This is a genomic window from Mucilaginibacter sp. P4_C11, assembly GCF_056402115.1.
This window is the reverse complement of sequence record NZ_JBFUIA010000005.1, coordinates 100409-116219: the sequence shown is the minus strand read 5'-3', so window position 1 is coordinate 116219 and position 15811 is coordinate 100409. Positions and strand designations below refer to the sequence as shown.

Sequence of the window (15811 nt, the reverse complement as noted above, 5' to 3'; positions counted from 1 at the left end):
AAATTTACGCCGCACTTCCTAACTTTACGCGGTTTATATAAACTTTGCGGTAATAAGCCCATCAATCCAAAAATTAACGTGCCATGAATACGCTATCTGAATTTAAATCATCGTTAAACTTACACCAACCCGGCCCCGATTTATCTGTGCAGTTAAAAAGCCTTTGGTATGATGGCAAAGGCGATTGGCACCTGGCGCATGCACAGGTCGACCAGCTGAATGATAAGGCATCGGCATGGGTGCATGCCTATTTGCACCGTAAAGAAGGCGACACCTGGAATGCCGACTACTGGTACAACAGGGCAGGGCAAACACGGCCCAAGGTATCATTGGACGAGGAATGGGAGCAACTGGTGCAGCATTTTCTTTAGCTGCATACCATCGGTATTCAGAAGAAACAAAAAAGCAGCGGAATGTGCGATTCCTTCCCTGGGGAAGCTACCGTGTACCCACATCTTTTTAGTTAAATAAAAATGTCATTTCGAACGAGCCAGAGGTGGAATTGAGCGGGCGGGGCGAGGAGAAATCTTTAACGCCCTTGATTTCGAAAAGATTATTGTGATGAAGGGCCTCTAAGATTTTTCGCTACGCTCGAGCGATAGTTTCGCCCCAGCAGCAAATCATTTCCCCTTTTGAATTAAAATCCGTCCGTCCGTCCGGTTGTGCCACTCATGAATTTTATAAAGCGGACGGGGTGCCCATCATCCACCACTAAACTAATTCCCCTTCTTCCGGTATGCAATAATGCGGCCGGTAAATTCGGCTATTTTTTGCTGGCCTTTTTGCAGGGCTTCAAGGGGGTCGCGCAGGTCAATGTTAAACAGCAGCTTTTCGTACTCAATATATTCGTTTTTGTCTTTTTCAATAAACTCCTCGGGGGTGTACCACACTTTGGCCACACGGTCAAAAATCCAAAGGCGCATGGTTTTGGCATGTTGGGCAAACTCATGGTAGTTTTTACGCATTTGCGGGTCTTGTAGCTTTTTACGCTCTTCCAGGGCGGCGCGGTCGCGCTGGCGCTGGTAATTTTCCTGCTTTTGGTTATAACTATTATCGTGTGCCATATTGCAAAATTGCTAAAAATATTAGTATATTTGTAGTGTGTGTTGGTAAATAATGCACCACCTTTTTTTGCCCCAATCTTCGGGCTTAGTACGCAGGCATGGCCGGTACGCCAAAATCAAACAACAAGCAACAAACAATTAAATTTTTATACACATGAGCACACTTAAATTAGCCCACATGGGCGTAAGCAGTTTAAACGGTATAGGTACCGAAATTAACTTTGGCTGCGACGACTACCTGTTAGATTACGACTTTATTGTAGTAAGCGCCGCCGAAATACACGAAAGCGCCGGTTTTTTACTGGAAGACATGGATGCCGATCCTAACCGCGCGCTGGCCTTTTTAACCAAACGGCAGCAGGATTTAAAAGATTTTTACCACTACGGCGGCACGCTGGTGTTACTGCTTGATGAAGAGCCCATTTGCCAGCCCATGGAGTACATACCCGAGTTTGGTTACGGCAAACTGATAGATGTGCTGAGCACCCGCCCTGCAAAAATTAACTACATTATACAACACGGCACCAACGTGCAGCACCACCCCATAGCCAGCCCCCTTGCCCATACGGTAGACGTTTATTTTAAGGCCATCCTGAACCATAGCGGCACCAATACCCTGCTGCGCACCCAACGCACCAAACAGCCCGTAAGCTACCATTGCCGGGTAGATAAAGGCTTCTTTTTAACCCTGCCCGACATTGCTTTTAAAAACCCCGACAACCCCGACGCCCCCGCCGAAGTACTGGCCCAAATCATCAGCATTTGCCAAACCCTTAAACAACCCCAATTGCAGTTAGCATAAACAACACAAAGGCCGCGGTTAATGCGGCCTTTTTGCGTTGTAAGGTGTCCGTCCGTCCGGTTGTGTTGGTGTGTGGTTGGGTTGGCGGACGGGGGGTTTTAATGGTGCCGATCTCCACATGTCATTGCGAGTGATAAAATCCGGATGTTAAATAAGGAATGACGTATATCGCATGTCGGCGAGTCGACTCACCCCGACGACCCCGATAACTATCGGGGCGTCTGCCGCTCTCTCCGACTGCGTCGCATAGAGGGGCAATAAAACAAAAATTGGGCTTCACCCTCTTTGCGGCGTAAGCCGGAGAGAGGGTTGGCCAGCGTAGCGTAGCCGGGGTGAGTCGTAGCCAGCGTTCAAAGCCAATGGTTTTATAAAACCGAACATGTTATGGGTTATGCATGGCGTATACTTAGCATGAGTAACCACATTCTTTAGCGCAGGTCTTGTGCCGGGGCAGGTGCAGTAGCTGACCTGTGTTCTCGATTTGAATGGCTTCCTAAAATCACAAGTGATCTTCCCGCATGCAGCCGCACAACACTTGCGCCAAGGGGGGGGCAGGTCTTGTGCTGGGGTAGGTGTCGTGGCTGACCTGTGCTTTCCATTTGAATGGTTTACAAAAGTCACAAGTGATCCTCCCGCATGCAACCGCACAACACTTGCGCCAAGGGAGCAGGTCTTGTGCCGGGGCAGGTGCAGTAGCTGACCTGTGTTCTCGATTTGAATGGCTTCCTAAAATCACAAGTGATCTTCCCGCATGCAGCCGCACAACACTTGCGCCAAGGGGGGGCTTATCCCAATATTCTTTAGCGCAGGTCTTGGGCTGGGGTAGGTGCCGTGGCTGACCTGTGCCTACGATTTGAATTACTTACAAATGTCACAAGTGATCCTCCCGCGTGCAGCCGCACAACACTTGCGCTAAAGGGGGTGGGGGGATGTCACAACTTGTTACTTTGAAGACATTATTTGTTCAAAAAGTTGGTCGGTAGATATTTGATTTGAATCTTTTAAATGTCTAGCAACTTTGTTGCTAATCTCTAATGCTCCGGCACGACCTGATAATCCAACAAAACTTCCTTTATTACTCCAATCCCAACTCTTTCCTGACGAGATTATTGATAAAATACTTTCTGCATCGAATTTATTATTCATCAAAGCACGGTCAATAACCTGTGATCCCAAAAAACAAATTCCCCAAAGGCCTGCGCCCCTTAGCATGATATATTCTTTGGGATTTGCCCAAGCTGTCGGATGCCATAATTTTACACTTGAAAAAAAGTTCTTTATAACCTTATATTGCGCTTCGGCATCAGTTAATCTAGGCAATTGCGTGGATCTGGACAACATATATTGTATTCCAGTTCGGAGTCCTCGAAGTGGGATATCCACCCCAACTGGCTTTTTCCCGCCTTCGTAAACTTTACCAAACAAAGGACTTGAGGTGTCAGAATTTAATTTCTGAGCGATAAATAAATCCGGATTTCTCCGTTTTAACTCTTCTTCAGCAGTTAATCTGACTTCAATTCCATCTAAGTGGCTGGTATTCATTGGCTTCTGATTTTTATTGATATCTTTGAACAGCTGAATTTCTTCGTCCCTGTTCAAATCATAAGCTATACAAAATGACACTAGTCTTTCGATCTTGAAGTAACCTTTTTCTATACCGTCTCCAAAATGTAACCGGTGATTTCCGTCAACCCGGGAGATAATGACGTCGTTATTGTTTCCTAGCTTTGTTCTATCAATTTCTAATATTCCAACGTCAGGAAAATCATCTGACATTGGAATATACGTCAAAGCGTTATTGTTGCGGCAACATAAAAATAATTCTGGCCAAAAACCCAATTCCTTATTTTTCACATACTCATAGGCTTCTTTAGCGTGCTTTGGACTTAGATCTCTTTGGGTTCCTCTAGGATTACTTTTTTGATCATAAATATCCGCTTTCGATATTTCAGCTAATGTACAAAGCTGCTCATATCCTCTGTAAACACTAACTCCTAAAACCCTACCTCTTATAACGGGACATTTTATTAAATTATCCTCGTTGTCGTTTTTTTCTTTTGCCATGTTATCTACTTGAAATAGTTAATGTTATATCTAATCCCTTAGTTTGTTCTGTTTTTTCATTGATTGCTTCTAAGACTACACATATAGTTACTAAAAGACATTGTAACTCGTGGACATTAGATGTGAATACATCGTTAAAAAATCTTTTTTTTGTTAGATGAAATGACGCCCGGTGTACTAAATGCTTTTTGAATTCTAATAAATGTTCTCTAGCCGGAGATCTTTTAATATCAAATTCTATACTATGAGCACACAAGTTTCTAACCTTTCTAACTTGATCCAAAAGCTTAGACAAACTTTCATCAATTATACCTAATCTATAACAAATTTTTATTCTCGATGAAAAAGTCGAAAGAGGATTGTCTCCTTTCAATAAATCGTCTTCGCCTTTAGGACTTAGAAAGTATTTTGATAGGATCAAGAGCAATAGATGTTCAATTTTAGACGCTCCGACAATTATTATAGGGCGTTCCATCTTCTCACCTAAGAAATCTTCAACGAATGAATCAAATTCATCTGTTTTCATGTTATAAAATGTTATTTGTTTAACTGAACAGTTCCATAATACTTATAGTGTTACCTTACCTTTACATTGCTTGTGATATTGTAAGTCCATTAACAAGTAATAATGTCTTTAATACTCTTTGTTGTTGTGGTCCTAAATGATCCGTTCCTAAACTAAAAGAAGTATTATTCATTATAGTAATCGTAAAGTCGTGACCTGGAAAAGATTCTTTAAGCATGGGAAACAAATCTTCTATTACTTTTTTGGGATTTTTATCATTAGTTTCAATTAATAACATTTTATTTCTTTCGGATGGATGTTTTTGGTAAGAATTTCCGTCATTTAAACCGTCCGTTGATTTCATTTGATTTAGCAAAAATCTTTCTAAGCGATCAAATCTTTCAAGGAGATATTTACTGGGATCCTCAGGAGTAGTTACCTTTTTTAAAATTTGACTCTCTTTAATACTATCGTAAATTGGATTGGTAACTTCCGTGTTGGCAATTGCTTTATCAAGAAACTTTTTTAGTGCAACTTTTGCCAGTTCTACTCCAAAAAGGTTGTCCTCATAGAATATACACCTTTGATCTACGAGGTCAAAAGGAAGTTTTGTTCCCTTTTCGGCCATAATAATCACAGGCTTTTTAACAGCATGCCTCACGGCGAGTTCATACATTACATTTGGATTTAAACCTGTTAAGTTAGCAACCACCAATTCATCCTCATAAAGTCGGATTATAATCTGTTTGTTAATCGATCCGGGAGAAGATATATCACTTGCTGCAATTGGTTTGTAATTAAATTCCTCAAGTACAGGTTTCATAACAGCATTAATCAAACCAAACGCTTTTTGGTTGATTTCAGAGCCTGGTTCACCTATTGGCGTAACAATAAAACAGCTTTTAAGTAAGTTTTCCTCAGAATTATTAGGTGTTTTGGATTCCGTTTTAGGTTTTTCGCTCATAATTAAGGTCTAAGATTTTAAAGATAATAAGAAAATAAATATCAATGACATAAATATCCGTCCGTCCGCTCACCCATCCCCACCATCCCGCGGACACTTCCGGACAGAATCATTTTTTTTAAAGAATATTCTTTATTTTAAAGAATTATTTGTATTATTGTGGTGAATATAAATCTCCGCGGGTGAGTCAGCCCGAAAGCTCTTAAAACATCGTCTGTCCGCTTTTGTCCGCAACTGTACCAGGACACCCAGCCGGACGGACACCCAAACAACCATCGCCCTACAGGCCGTATCCCCGATGAGGGGGTAGCCAAAGCCCTTTACTTAAATAATAGGCTAAAGGAGAAGTATTTTAAAAAAATCCCGGTCGGGATTTTTGGTTGATTGGGTGAGTGGTAAAATGATAGCCAAAAATAAAAAACTGTCCTTCGTACCTATCTATGTTTTCTTTTCGAGGTGCGTCGGCCTGTCACCCTGAGCCTGTCGAAGGGGCGCGCGGAGAGGCCTTTGCCCGCTATGCTTCGACAGGCTCAGCATGACAGCCCATTTTATGATGTCGTTCCCCTTCAGCATCCGCGAATTTTATACCTCAGGATGACAAGCAGGGACTACCGGCAAATTACCCCGCCAACCACCAATGAACTAATGAACAAATAAACTAATAACAAAAAAATGAACCACGAACTAATGAACAACCAAAACAGTATGCAAATTAACGCGGCCTTGCTGGCGCAGGAGAGTTTGCAGCAATTGCAACAACAGCAATTGCCCGAGAATAACGACGATGTATTAATGGTGCGCCGTGTAAACCATTGGATGGAGCAGGCCAGCAGCAGGCCGGTGCCTTTAATGCTTTTCGGCAAATTTTGGCACCAGGGCGAGGTGTGCATTTTATTTGCCGATAGCAACCTGGGCAAAAGCATTGTTGCCGTACAAATAGCCGATGGCATAAGCCGGGGTACCGGCGATACGCCTTTTGAGGTAGAGGCAGCTGCCCAACCCGTTTTATACTGCGATTTTGAGCTTACAGATAAGCAGTTTGAAGCCCGCTACAGTGCCGATTATGCCGAGCATTACCAGTTTAACAGCAACTTTTACCGGGCCGAGCTTAACCCCGATATTGATTTGCCCGAGGGTTTTGAGGATTTCGACAGTTATTTGATCTACTCGCTGGAGCGGTCGGTACTGCAAACGGGGGCAAGGGTTTTAATTATTGATAACCTTACCTACCTGCGCAGCGAAACCGAAAAAGCGCAGGATGCATCGCCATTGATGAAGCAATTGAAAAGCCTTAAAAACAAGTACGACCTGAGCATCCTGGTACTGGCCCACACCCCCAAGCGCGACCTTACGCAAGCCATTACCCGCAACGATTTACAGGGCAGTAAAATGCTCATGAACTTTTGCGACAGTGCCTTTACCATTGGCGAAAGCAAAGCCGATGTTAACCTGCGCTACCTGAAACAAATTAAACAGCGCAATACCGAGCAGGTTTATGGCGAGGCCAACGTTTGCCTGTGCCAGATAACCAAGCCCCACAACTTTTTACAGTACGAGTTTGTAGCCTACGGCAGAGAGTGGGAGCAGCTTACCAAACCCAACGATGGCAAGCAAAACAGGCTGGCCGAACTGGCGTTAAGCTACAAAGAACAGGGCTATAGCTTACGCGATATTGGCAAAGAGATGGGCATATCGCACCAAAAGGCAGATAGGCTGCTGAAGATAGCGCAGGGAAAATAGAGTCAGGAATCAAGACAAAAAAGCACAAGCTACTGCTAATCGATTGTTCCGTCCGTCCGCACCGGGGTGTGAGACACTCCCGGACGGACGGACAGAACACTTAGCGTTAACAATCAAGAACCAAGAGTCACGAATCAAGACAAAAACACCTTCGGGAATTTACCCTGCAAAAAACTATGTCATTGCGAGCGCAGCGCGGCAACACCGTGGCCCTGCATGGCCGCCTTGCATGGCCACGGGATTGCTTCGTACCTTATAATGACATAATTGTAAGTTGTTGATTATCAGAGTTGTTTTTTTTAATGTAGAGACGCAATACTTTGCGTCTCCCCCCCAGGACATTCAAAATTTACAGGCTCAATTTGCATGTGTGATTTGCATGTGGGAGACGCAATACTTTGCGTCTCCCCCCAGGACATTCAAAATTTACAGGCTCAATTTGCATTTGTGATTTGCATGCGGGAGACGCAAAATGTTGCGTCTCTACAAAATCCCCGTTTATAATTATGTCATTACTGTTTTTTCAAGCATAGGCTGGTGGATACTCGCAATGACAAAGGGGCTATGAACCCCATTTACCCGCCCTTCCACCAATGAACTAATGAACCAGTGAACCAATGAACCAACCAATGAAATACAAATTACAACCTTACGCGGGCACGCAATCGCGCTACCGTTGCCCCGGCTGCAATCATCACACTAAAAGCTTTGTGCGCTATATTGATACCCAAACAGGCCAGCAACTGCCACCGCACATAGGCCGCTGCGGCCGGGTTGATAAATGCGGGTATCACGTTAAGCCGGGTGGGCAGTTTGCGGAGAATCAGTTTGCAGCAGGCAGCGGGCAGTTTGCAGGCAGTTCAAAAAAAAGCTTAGGCCAACTGCCAGCTGCTAACCGGAAACTGCCAACTGAAGCCGACTACTTCATTAACCCCGATTATGTACGCCTAACCCTTACCGCTTATAAGCAAAACAACTTTGTGCAGTACCTTATAATTCGCCTTGGCAGGGAAACCACCCAGCAGCTGATAAAGCGTTATCACATTGGCACACATGGGCACTGGCCGGGTGCTACGGTATTTTGGCAGTACGATAAGGATAACTGGGTACGCACCGGCAAAATAATGCTGTACAATGCAGATACGGGCAAACGGGTTAAAGAGCCCTTTAACCACATTACCTGGGCGCACACGGTAATTGCCAAACAACTGCAAGCCCTTGGCCAGCCCGAATATTTTGAACTTAAACAATGCCTTTTTGGCGAACACCTGCTTGCCGCCGAACCGGGCAAACCTGTAGGCATAGTTGAGAGCGAGAAAACGGCCATTATAGCCAGCGCCATTTTACCGCAGTTTATTTGGCTGGCCTGCGGCAGTCTGCAAGGCTTAAACGCAGCCAAATGCGGCGTGCTCAAAGGCCGTAGTGTAATGCTTTTCCCCGATGTAAATGCCTACGACAAATGGCGGCTAAAGGCGCAGGAACTAAACCGGGCTATGCCCGATACCATGTTCATGGTATCGGAAGTGCTGGAGCGTATGGCCACCGTGGCCGACAGGATGAACGGGGTGGATATTGGGGATGTGGTTCATTAGTTTATTGGTTCATTTTTTTGTTCACTGGTTTATTAGTTCATTGGTGGATGGTGGGGAAGGCCGTCCGCTTTTTTTGGGGGGATGGTGGCACCACCGGACGGACGGACACCTTGCAGCGTAGCAATAGGGATGGAAATGGATACCGGCCAATGTGGCTAAGGCCTGTGCAGTATGAATGTACAGCCCGGGCCGCAGGCATTGCCATTTTTAGTAGTAAGTAGTAAGTAGTAAGTAGCAAGTAGTAAGTAGTAAGTAGTAAGATTTTTATTGGCATTAGCCGGGCCTTTGTGTTTAATAAGAGAAAAAAAGCGTGGGCATGTGCGGATCCCCTCTTGAGAGGGGCGGAGGGGTGTGTTATACGCGCGCAATGAAACGCTGGCAAACACACCCCTGCCACGGCTCAATCTATCGCGCCCCCTCTCGAGAGGGGAATAAAGAAATCTTACTACTTGATACTTACTACTTGATACTTACTACTTACTACTTACTACTTACTACTTACTACTTATACTATGAACCACAAAGCCCCGGCTAATGCCAGGGCTTTGTTAGTTTAAATTAATGTTGGGAAAGGGAAATTAGAATTTACCTAATTCCCCCGTTATCTGTATTCTTACACCGTTGGAATGTCTCCGAACGAACGACTATGCCTATAGTTTATAACTACAGTAATATTAGCTTTTTAGAGCAACCCAAACCTAACTATAGCATCTGGCTTTTATTTAAGGACCCCTGCAATAAGGATTGAAAATGGATACTAGCCAATGTAGCTAAGGCCTGTGCAGTGTGAATGTACGGCCCGGGCCGCAGGCATTGTGCAACAAAGTCGAAAGGATTTGCAACGTAAGCTAAAGCTTTTTGCTGCTGTAGGCTTTTAATTTGTAAAGTTCATTTCAGCCTGCCGGGGTTCCCTAATGCCCGTTGGTGCAGGGTGTTATCTATCTACCTTATAAATATCAACATGAAAAACGTAAGTTATTTTTTATCTGTTTGCCTTGTGGCTTGTGCCCTGGTGTTTTGGTGTGGCTGTAAAAAAACCACCAATGGCCCGCCGCCGCCAACTACCGGCACTTTTAGTTTCGCGTATGCCGAGTATACCGGTATAGGTAATGCTGGTAACCATTATTATCCGCGGCCGGTATCCATCCGTTTTAACGGGGATAGCAGCATGTCTGTTTTTTCGTTTATTGTATTAAACGGCCAGTATTCAACAGTAAAGGGTAAAGTAAGCCATGTGGCTGTTAATGCGCAGGGGCAAACCGAGGTAACGGTTGTTTATGATTTCCCTGCCAAAGAGCAGCAGTTTAACGGTCCGCAAACGTATTTCATCTCGGCAGATAAGGCTACGATGACGGGCGGGGCGTTTCCGTTATACGAAATTGTGGGCAGTTTAAAATTGTTTCCGGCTAAGGCGCCCGGCATAGCAGGCAACTGGAATACGCCTAACGGGTACTACCCCGATGTGGCGGGCATGTCTTTTGGCGCCGATAGTACCACTACTTACCAGTACAATGGCAAAACGCTTACCTACGGTGGCGATCCGACTAAGGCAATCCATATTAAATATAGCCAGAATGGCGGGCGCGTAAATTTCTCTGGTGTAAATGTATCGCAGAACGACCTTCTTCTTCAATATTATGGGGTGCTCACCGCCGATGGCAACAACATGTACCTGGATAGTTATCAGTTTAGCGATGCCCGCCTGCCATCTATTTATGGCGGCAGCCAGGTATACGGCACCATAGGCGTTACGCCAAGCATGAAAAGGCAGTAGCATTGGTTAAAAAATGGTGTGTTGAAAAGGGCGTTGTCATGCTGAGTGGTAAAATTTCGCGAAATTCTGAAGGAGGAATGACATCATAAAAAGGGATGTCATGGTGAGCCCGTCGAACCATAGCGGGCAAAGGCCTCTCCAGGCGACCCTTCGACAGGCTGAGGGTGACAGGCCAGCGCACTTCGAAAAGAAAACATGTCATGGTGAGCCCGTCGAAGCATAGCGGACAAAGGCCTCTCCACGCGACCCTTCGACAGGCTCAGGGTGACAGGCCCACACACCTCGAAAATAGAACATGTCATGGTGAGCCCGTCGAACCATAGCGGACAAAGGCCTCGCCACGCGACCCTTCGACAGGCTCAGGGTGACAGGCCAGCGCACCTCGAAAATAAAACACGTCATGGGTAGGGGCGAAGTAACCGAGGACTATGCAAGTTGGCTCTGCACAGTTCGCGGTTACCGGCTGCGCCCGCAATAATGTGTTTTTAAACCACAAAGCCCCGGCTAATGCCAGGGCTTTTGTTAGTTTAAATTAATGTTGGGAAAAGGGAAATTAGAATTTACCTAATTCCTGAACAAGGTCGATCAGTTTGTTTGAGTAACCCCACTCGTTATCGTACCATGATACCACTTTAACAAAGTTATCATTAAGGCCGATACCTGCTTTTGCATCAAAAATTGATGTACGTGCATCGCCTTTAAAGTCTTCAGATACTACTTCATCTTCGGTGTAACCTAAAATGCCTTTTAATTCGCCTTCAGATGCTGCTTTCATAGCTGCTTTGATGGCTTCGTATGAAGCACCTTTTTTCAAACGTACGGTTAAATCAACAACAGATACGTCGGCAACTGGTACGCGTAATGACATACCGGTTAATTTACCTTTTAACTGAGGTAACACCAAACCAACTGCTTTAGCAGCACCGGTTGATGAAGGGATGATGTTTTGGTAAGCACCACGGCCACCTCTCCAGTCTTTAGCACTTGGGCCATCAACTGTTTTCTGAGTAGCTGTAACAGCGTGTACAGTGGTCATTAAGCCTTCTTCGATACCAAAGTTATCATCCAATACTTTAGCAATAGGTGCTAAACAGTTGGTAGTACATGAAGCGTTTGAAACGATGTTTTGATCGGCTTTCAGTTGTTTATGGTTAACACCCATTACAAAGGTAGGGGTATCGTCTTTTGCGGGTGCGCTCATTACTACTTTTTTAGCACCTGCATCAATATGTTTTTGAGCAGTTTCCTGTGTTAAAAACAAGCCTGTTGATTCGATGATCACTTCAGCGCCTATTTCGCCCCATTTAAGGTTAGCAGGATCTTTTTCGGCAGTAACGCGGATGGTTTTACCGTTTACAACCAAATGACCGCCTTCAACAGCAATAGTGCCTTTGAATGGTCCGTGAGTTGAATCGTATTTTAACATGTAAGCCATGTAATCTGGCTCAACCAGGTCATTAATACCAACAACTTCAATGTCGGATCTTTCAATTGCGGCCCTGAATGCCAGGCGGCCAATACGGCCGAAACCGTTAATTCCTATTTTCATGATTTTTTAATTTTTATTTGAATAGTAGGTTAATAAATTATTTATGGGTTCTTTTATAATGTTGGTTATCTGCAAATTGGCTTCGGCAGCGCTTTCATACAAAAGTTCCTGAAAATTGGCAGCAACCGTACCCACAAAATGAATGGAGGACTCGGGATGTTGCTGATGTAAAGGTACTAAATATGTAGAAATTAGGCTGCTAAATCCTTTTTTTATGACGCTTTGAAGATGATGATCGGTTCGGTTTTCCAGGTAAAAATCGGCAAACGAACTCAGGAATAAGGCCGGTTGTTTTTGGCGGTAAACCTTCTCTAAAAGCGTTTTGCGGTCGGCATCGTATTTATGTATAAACTTTTTGCGGATGCCTGCCGGCAGGGTTTCGTTCATGAAACCTTTAATAAGCTGCCTGCCCAGCCAGTTGCTGCTACCCTCGTCGGCCAGTATATAGCCCATGCCGTAATTGTTGGGGGCAACTTTTTTACCATCGTAATAAGCCGCGTTTGAGCCGCTGCCGCAAATGCTTACAATACCGGGCGAGTTTTTACAGCAGGCAATAGCCGCTGCGGTGATATCATGATCAACCGTTACCTTACCGAACTTAAAAAAGGCCGATAGGGCGTTGTACACAACTGTCTTACGTTCATCTGACGATGCACCGGCGCCAAAAAAGTAAATGCGTTTTATCTCTTCGGCGTGGTGAATTAGGTTGATGTTTTTATTGAGGAGCTGCAGGATATGCTTTTCGTCGTTAAAGTAGGGGTTGATGCCATTAGTTTTAAAGGAAGCAATAGTTCTTCCTTTATCGGCCAGGCGCCAATGTGCAAAATACGAACCGCTATAAACTACTGCAATCATTAATTATATTGATAATATATCAACCATTTGTAAAAGGTCTGCTTCCAGCTTAAACTCATGGTGGTTAAGCGCTTCTTCTAAACTGGTTAGCAAAATGTGATTGGCCTGCAAACCTACCATTTTTTGCGTTTCGCCGGCTATCAAAGCGTTAACTGCTGCAAAGCCCAAACGGCTACCCAAAATCCTGTCGAAACTGGATGGGCTGCCCCCTCTTTGCAAGTGGCCTAATATAGTTACTTTAATGTCGTAGTTTTTAACTTCTTTTTGTACCGCTTTTGCCACATCATACACGCCGCCGTTCTTATCGCCTTCGGCCACAATTACAATGCTTGATGACTTTTTATTCATGTGACCAGTTTTGAGGTTCTCGATCAGATCCTCTATAGCCGTTTGTTTTTCGGGCAGCAAAATGGCCTCGGCGCCACATGAAATGCCTGCACGCAGGGCAATAGCGCCCGAATCGCGGCCCATTACTTCGATGAAGAAAAGGCGGTCATGCGCATCGGCCGTATCGCGAATTTTGTCGATAGCTTCAATAACAGTGTTAGTAGCGGTATCAAAACCCAGCGTATAGGTTGAGCCGCACAGGTCGTTATCAATAGTACCGGGAACACCCATTACGGCGATATCAGGGTATTTTTTTGAAAAACGCAGGGCGCCGGTAAAGGTGCCATCGCCGCCAATTACTACCAGGGCATCAATGCCGTGTTCTTTTAAATGCTTGTAAGCAGTGGCCATACCTTCATCTTCTTTAAATGGCAGGCAGCGGGCGGTTTTTAAAATGGTGCCCCCTAAATTCAGTATGTTACTTACCGACCGCTTGTTCATATCGTACATGTCGTTTTCGATAAGTCCTTTATAACCCTGGCGTACACCTACAACCTCAAGGCCATTATATAGTGCTGTACGAACAACGGCGCGGATACAGGGGTTCATGCCCGGTGCATCGCCACCCGAAGTTAAAACAGCAATTTTTGAAATTTTCTGCATTTTTACACTACTAAATTTGTGCTACGAAGATACAGTGTGTAAATTACACCATTAAATTTATTTGTTTTTTTTTAGATTAGAAATTAACGTCATATATTTAAACTGTAAACTAAATCCCGATAACTATTTTGGAACTAATGCTGCCTAAGTTTGATTCCGTATTCTCTATTGATTGCGTGATTTTTGGTTTTGAAGCCGGCGAACTTAAGATTTTACTGATTGAGCGTAACGAAGAACCATATAAAGATTGGTTTGCACTCCCGGGCTACATTGTTGAGCAGGACGAAAGCATAGACGATGCCGCCGAGCGGATATTGTATGAGCTTACCGGCTTGCGCGATTTGCACATGCAGCAATTTCATACCTTTGGCGAGGTGAACAGGCACCCCCAGGGACGTGTAATTACAGTAGCCTACTATGCGCTTATACGCATTAATGGCCAAAAGGAGCTACGCCCGGTAACCCAGTTTGCCAAAAAAGCCATCTGGCACCCGGTAAACGATTTACCAAAGCTGGCCTTTGACCACAGCGAGATCTTTAATACAGGCTTTAACAAAATACGTCGCAGGCTGCACTATCAGCCTATAGCGTTTGAACTACTGCCCGAGAAATTTACGCTTACCCAGCTACAATCTTTGTACGAAGCAGTACTCAACAAAAAACTGGATAAACGTAACTTCCGCAAAAAAATGCTCAGCTACGGTTTCCTGAAAGAACTGGACGAGAAGCAAAAAGGAGTATCGTATCGTGCCGCCAAACTATACAAGTTTGATAAACGTAAGTACGGGAAGATTTTTCAGGGCGAAATGAGCCTCGGATAGGAAAGAAGAGTCAAGAGATTAGAATCAAGAGTTAAGATAGCTGCACCTGGCAGCGTAGTATGAGAAAGCGGGAACTTAGTTTCCGCTTTTTTTGCGTTAATGCAGTACTCATTAAATATAAAAGGGCTGAAAATTTTCATTTTCAACCCTTTTTCTTCAGTCTTGATTCTTGACTCTTAATTCTTGACTCTGCTTACAAAGAGCTCGGCGATAACTCCAAATGGTATTTAACCAGGTTATCTATAGGCGAGCGGATGATGTTGCCTACAACCATCCCGTTTTCGGTAACAACCTCTTCCAATACGTTACGGAAGTTGTAGCCTACAGAGCCTATGCAGTTGAAGGTGTATTTTTGATAATCGGGGTAGTGGGTAACCAGGTTACGGAAAAAATCTTCGAACGAGGTACGTACTAAATTGCGTGAGTATTCAATATGCACATTGTTGTCATAAACAAACTTGCTGAAGCTTGCACAAAAACGATTGGCGCGTGGCTGGGTATAAACCTGCTCGTTAATATCATCGGGCGTAAGTTTAAAAGTTTCCCAGAACAGGTTGCGCACAGGCTCGGGCATGTAACCGCGTAAATAATCGGTTAACAGTTTTTTGCCAATGTAGCATCCGCTGCCTTCATCGCCCAGGATATAAGCGCCCGAATCAATGTTTTGTACCACATCTTTACCATCGTAAATACAGGTATTGGTACCCGTACCCAAAATAGCCGCAAAACCTTCGGTATTGCCTAACAGGGCACGTGCCGCCGCAAGTAAATCATGACCAATGTTCACCTTTGATTTGGTGAAAACCGCTTCCATAGCAACCTTTACAAGGTTACGCATATCATCTGTTGAGCAACCTGCACCGTAGTAATTAACTTCGGTTATCTCGTTTTTATCAAGGTCGGTAGGCAAACTCTCGTTTAACGATTGGATGATGTACTCGGTACTTGAAAAATAGGGGTTATATCCCTCAGTGTTGAAATACACTTTTTTACCTTCTTCGGTAACCAGACACCAGTTTGTTTTAGTTGAGCCACCGTCAGCAATTATGATCATAAATAAAGTTTTATTAGAAAAATTGGGTTAAAAGTAT

General features: G+C 44.3%; 14 protein-coding genes. 6 read left to right on the top strand and 8 right to left on the bottom strand.

Going from position 1 to position 15811, the window contains the following annotated elements:
• The first annotated feature begins 83 nt into the window (after positions 1-83).
• On the top strand, positions 84-371 hold the full coding sequence (locus AC1DU2_RS06350; protein WP_477383407.1) for a hypothetical protein: 288 nt from the start codon (positions 84-86) through the stop codon (positions 369-371).
• Between the two features lie 345 nt (positions 372-716).
• Here the strand turns inward: AC1DU2_RS06350 and AC1DU2_RS06345 are convergent, their stop codons facing one another.
• Complete coding sequence (locus tag AC1DU2_RS06345) at positions 717-1064, bottom strand: hypothetical protein (RefSeq protein WP_477383406.1); 348 nt, start codon at positions 1062-1064, stop codon at positions 717-719.
• 154 nt (positions 1065-1218) lie between these two features.
• On the opposite strand from AC1DU2_RS06345, the gene AC1DU2_RS06340 reads away from it, so the two are divergent.
• On the top strand, positions 1219-1866 hold the full coding sequence (locus tag AC1DU2_RS06340; RefSeq protein ID WP_477383405.1) for a hypothetical protein: 648 nt from the start codon (positions 1219-1221) through the stop codon (positions 1864-1866).
• A gap of 942 nt (positions 1867-2808) precedes the next feature.
• Here AC1DU2_RS06340 and AC1DU2_RS06335 read toward each other — a convergent pair.
• From AC1DU2_RS06335 to AC1DU2_RS06325, 3 genes are all read right to left on the bottom strand, one after another.
• Entirely contained in the window at positions 2809-3930 is a 1122-nt protein-coding gene (locus tag AC1DU2_RS06335; RefSeq protein WP_477383403.1) for a DGQHR domain-containing protein, read from the bottom strand.
• A gap of 1 nt (position 3931) precedes the next feature.
• On the bottom strand, positions 3932-4456 hold the full coding sequence (locus AC1DU2_RS06330) for a hypothetical protein (RefSeq protein WP_477383401.1): 525 nt from the start codon (positions 4454-4456) through the stop codon (positions 3932-3934).
• A 61-nt stretch (positions 4457-4517) separates the two neighbouring features.
• Entirely contained in the window at positions 4518-5399 is an 882-nt protein-coding gene (locus tag AC1DU2_RS06325) for a hypothetical protein (protein ID WP_477383399.1), read from the bottom strand.
• Positions 5400-6071: 672 nt separating this feature from the next.
• Here AC1DU2_RS06325 and AC1DU2_RS06320 point away from each other — a divergent pair.
• The 3 genes from AC1DU2_RS06320 to AC1DU2_RS06310 all read left to right on the top strand — a co-directional run bounded on the left by AC1DU2_RS06320 (position 6072) and on the right by AC1DU2_RS06310 (position 10505).
• Complete coding sequence (locus AC1DU2_RS06320; RefSeq protein WP_477383398.1) at positions 6072-7139, top strand: AAA family ATPase; 1068 nt, start codon at positions 6072-6074, stop codon at positions 7137-7139.
• 629 nt (positions 7140-7768) lie between these two features.
• The gene (locus AC1DU2_RS06315; protein ID WP_477383396.1) at positions 7769-8731 is read left to right on the top strand and encodes a DUF6371 domain-containing protein; all 963 of its coding nucleotides are present in this window, start codon (positions 7769-7771) and stop codon (positions 8729-8731) included.
• 961 nt (positions 8732-9692) lie between these two features.
• On the top strand, positions 9693-10505 hold the full coding sequence (locus tag AC1DU2_RS06310; protein ID WP_477383394.1) for a hypothetical protein: 813 nt from the start codon (positions 9693-9695) through the stop codon (positions 10503-10505).
• Between the two features lie 553 nt (positions 10506-11058).
• Here AC1DU2_RS06310 and gap read toward each other — a convergent pair.
• Genes gap through pfkA form a run of 3 tightly spaced genes read right to left on the bottom strand, consistent with a single transcriptional unit; the run spans position 11059 to position 13899 of the window.
• Entirely contained in the window at positions 11059-12054 is a 996-nt protein-coding gene (gene gap / locus AC1DU2_RS06305) for a type I glyceraldehyde-3-phosphate dehydrogenase (protein WP_477367039.1), read from the bottom strand.
• A 6-nt stretch (positions 12055-12060) separates the two neighbouring features.
• On the bottom strand, positions 12061-12909 hold the full coding sequence (locus tag AC1DU2_RS06300) for a hypothetical protein (RefSeq protein WP_477383392.1): 849 nt from the start codon (positions 12907-12909) through the stop codon (positions 12061-12063).
• Positions 12910-12912: 3 nt separating this feature from the next.
• Positions 12913-13899: a 6-phosphofructokinase gene (gene pfkA, locus AC1DU2_RS06295; RefSeq protein WP_477383390.1), complete on the bottom strand. Its 987-nt coding sequence runs from the start codon at positions 13897-13899 to the stop codon at positions 12913-12915.
• 128 nt (positions 13900-14027) lie between these two features.
• Here pfkA and AC1DU2_RS06290 point away from each other — a divergent pair, with 128 nt between their 5' ends.
• Positions 14028-14720, top strand: a complete 693-nt coding sequence (locus tag AC1DU2_RS06290; RefSeq protein ID WP_369829634.1) for an NUDIX hydrolase — start codon at positions 14028-14030, stop codon at positions 14718-14720.
• 193 nt (positions 14721-14913) lie between these two features.
• Here AC1DU2_RS06290 and AC1DU2_RS06285 read toward each other — a convergent pair whose 3' ends face one another.
• Positions 14914-15774, bottom strand: a complete 861-nt coding sequence (locus tag AC1DU2_RS06285; protein WP_477367045.1) for an N-acetylglucosamine kinase — start codon at positions 15772-15774, stop codon at positions 14914-14916.
• Positions 15775-15811: the final 37 nt, after the last annotated feature.

Bases quoted from the DNA above. Each gene is read 5' to 3' on its own strand.
- AC1DU2_RS06300 (WP_477383392.1), bottom strand. From the start codon at position 12,909: ATGATTGCAGTAGTTTATAGCGGTTCGTATTTTGCACATTGGCGCCTG.
- AC1DU2_RS06325 (WP_477383399.1), bottom strand. From the start codon at position 5,399: ATGAGCGAAAAACCTAAAACGGAATCCAAAACACCTAATAATTCTGAG.
- AC1DU2_RS06335 (WP_477383403.1), bottom strand. From the start codon at position 3,930: ATGGCAAAAGAAAAAAACGACAACGAGGATAATTTAATAAAATGTCCC.
- AC1DU2_RS06340 (WP_477383405.1), top strand. From the start codon at position 1,219: ATGAGCACACTTAAATTAGCCCACATGGGCGTAAGCAGTTTAAACGGT.
- AC1DU2_RS06320 (WP_477383398.1), top strand. From the start codon at position 6,072: ATGAACCACGAACTAATGAACAACCAAAACAGTATGCAAATTAACGCG.
- AC1DU2_RS06285 (WP_477367045.1), bottom strand. From the start codon at position 15,774: ATGATCATAATTGCTGACGGTGGCTCAACTAAAACAAACTGGTGTCTG.
- AC1DU2_RS06330 (WP_477383401.1), bottom strand. From the start codon at position 4,456: ATGAAAACAGATGAATTTGATTCATTCGTTGAAGATTTCTTAGGTGAG.
- AC1DU2_RS06345 (WP_477383406.1), bottom strand. From the start codon at position 1,064: ATGGCACACGATAATAGTTATAACCAAAAGCAGGAAAATTACCAGCGC.
- AC1DU2_RS06350 (WP_477383407.1), top strand. From the start codon at position 84: ATGAATACGCTATCTGAATTTAAATCATCGTTAAACTTACACCAACCC.
- AC1DU2_RS06310 (WP_477383394.1), top strand. From the start codon at position 9,693: ATGAAAAACGTAAGTTATTTTTTATCTGTTTGCCTTGTGGCTTGTGCC.
- AC1DU2_RS06315 (WP_477383396.1), top strand. From the start codon at position 7,769: ATGAAATACAAATTACAACCTTACGCGGGCACGCAATCGCGCTACCGT.
- pfkA (WP_477383390.1), bottom strand. From the start codon at position 13,899: ATGCAGAAAATTTCAAAAATTGCTGTTTTAACTTCGGGTGGCGATGCA.
- gap (WP_477367039.1), bottom strand. From the start codon at position 12,054: ATGAAAATAGGAATTAACGGTTTCGGCCGTATTGGCCGCCTGGCATTC.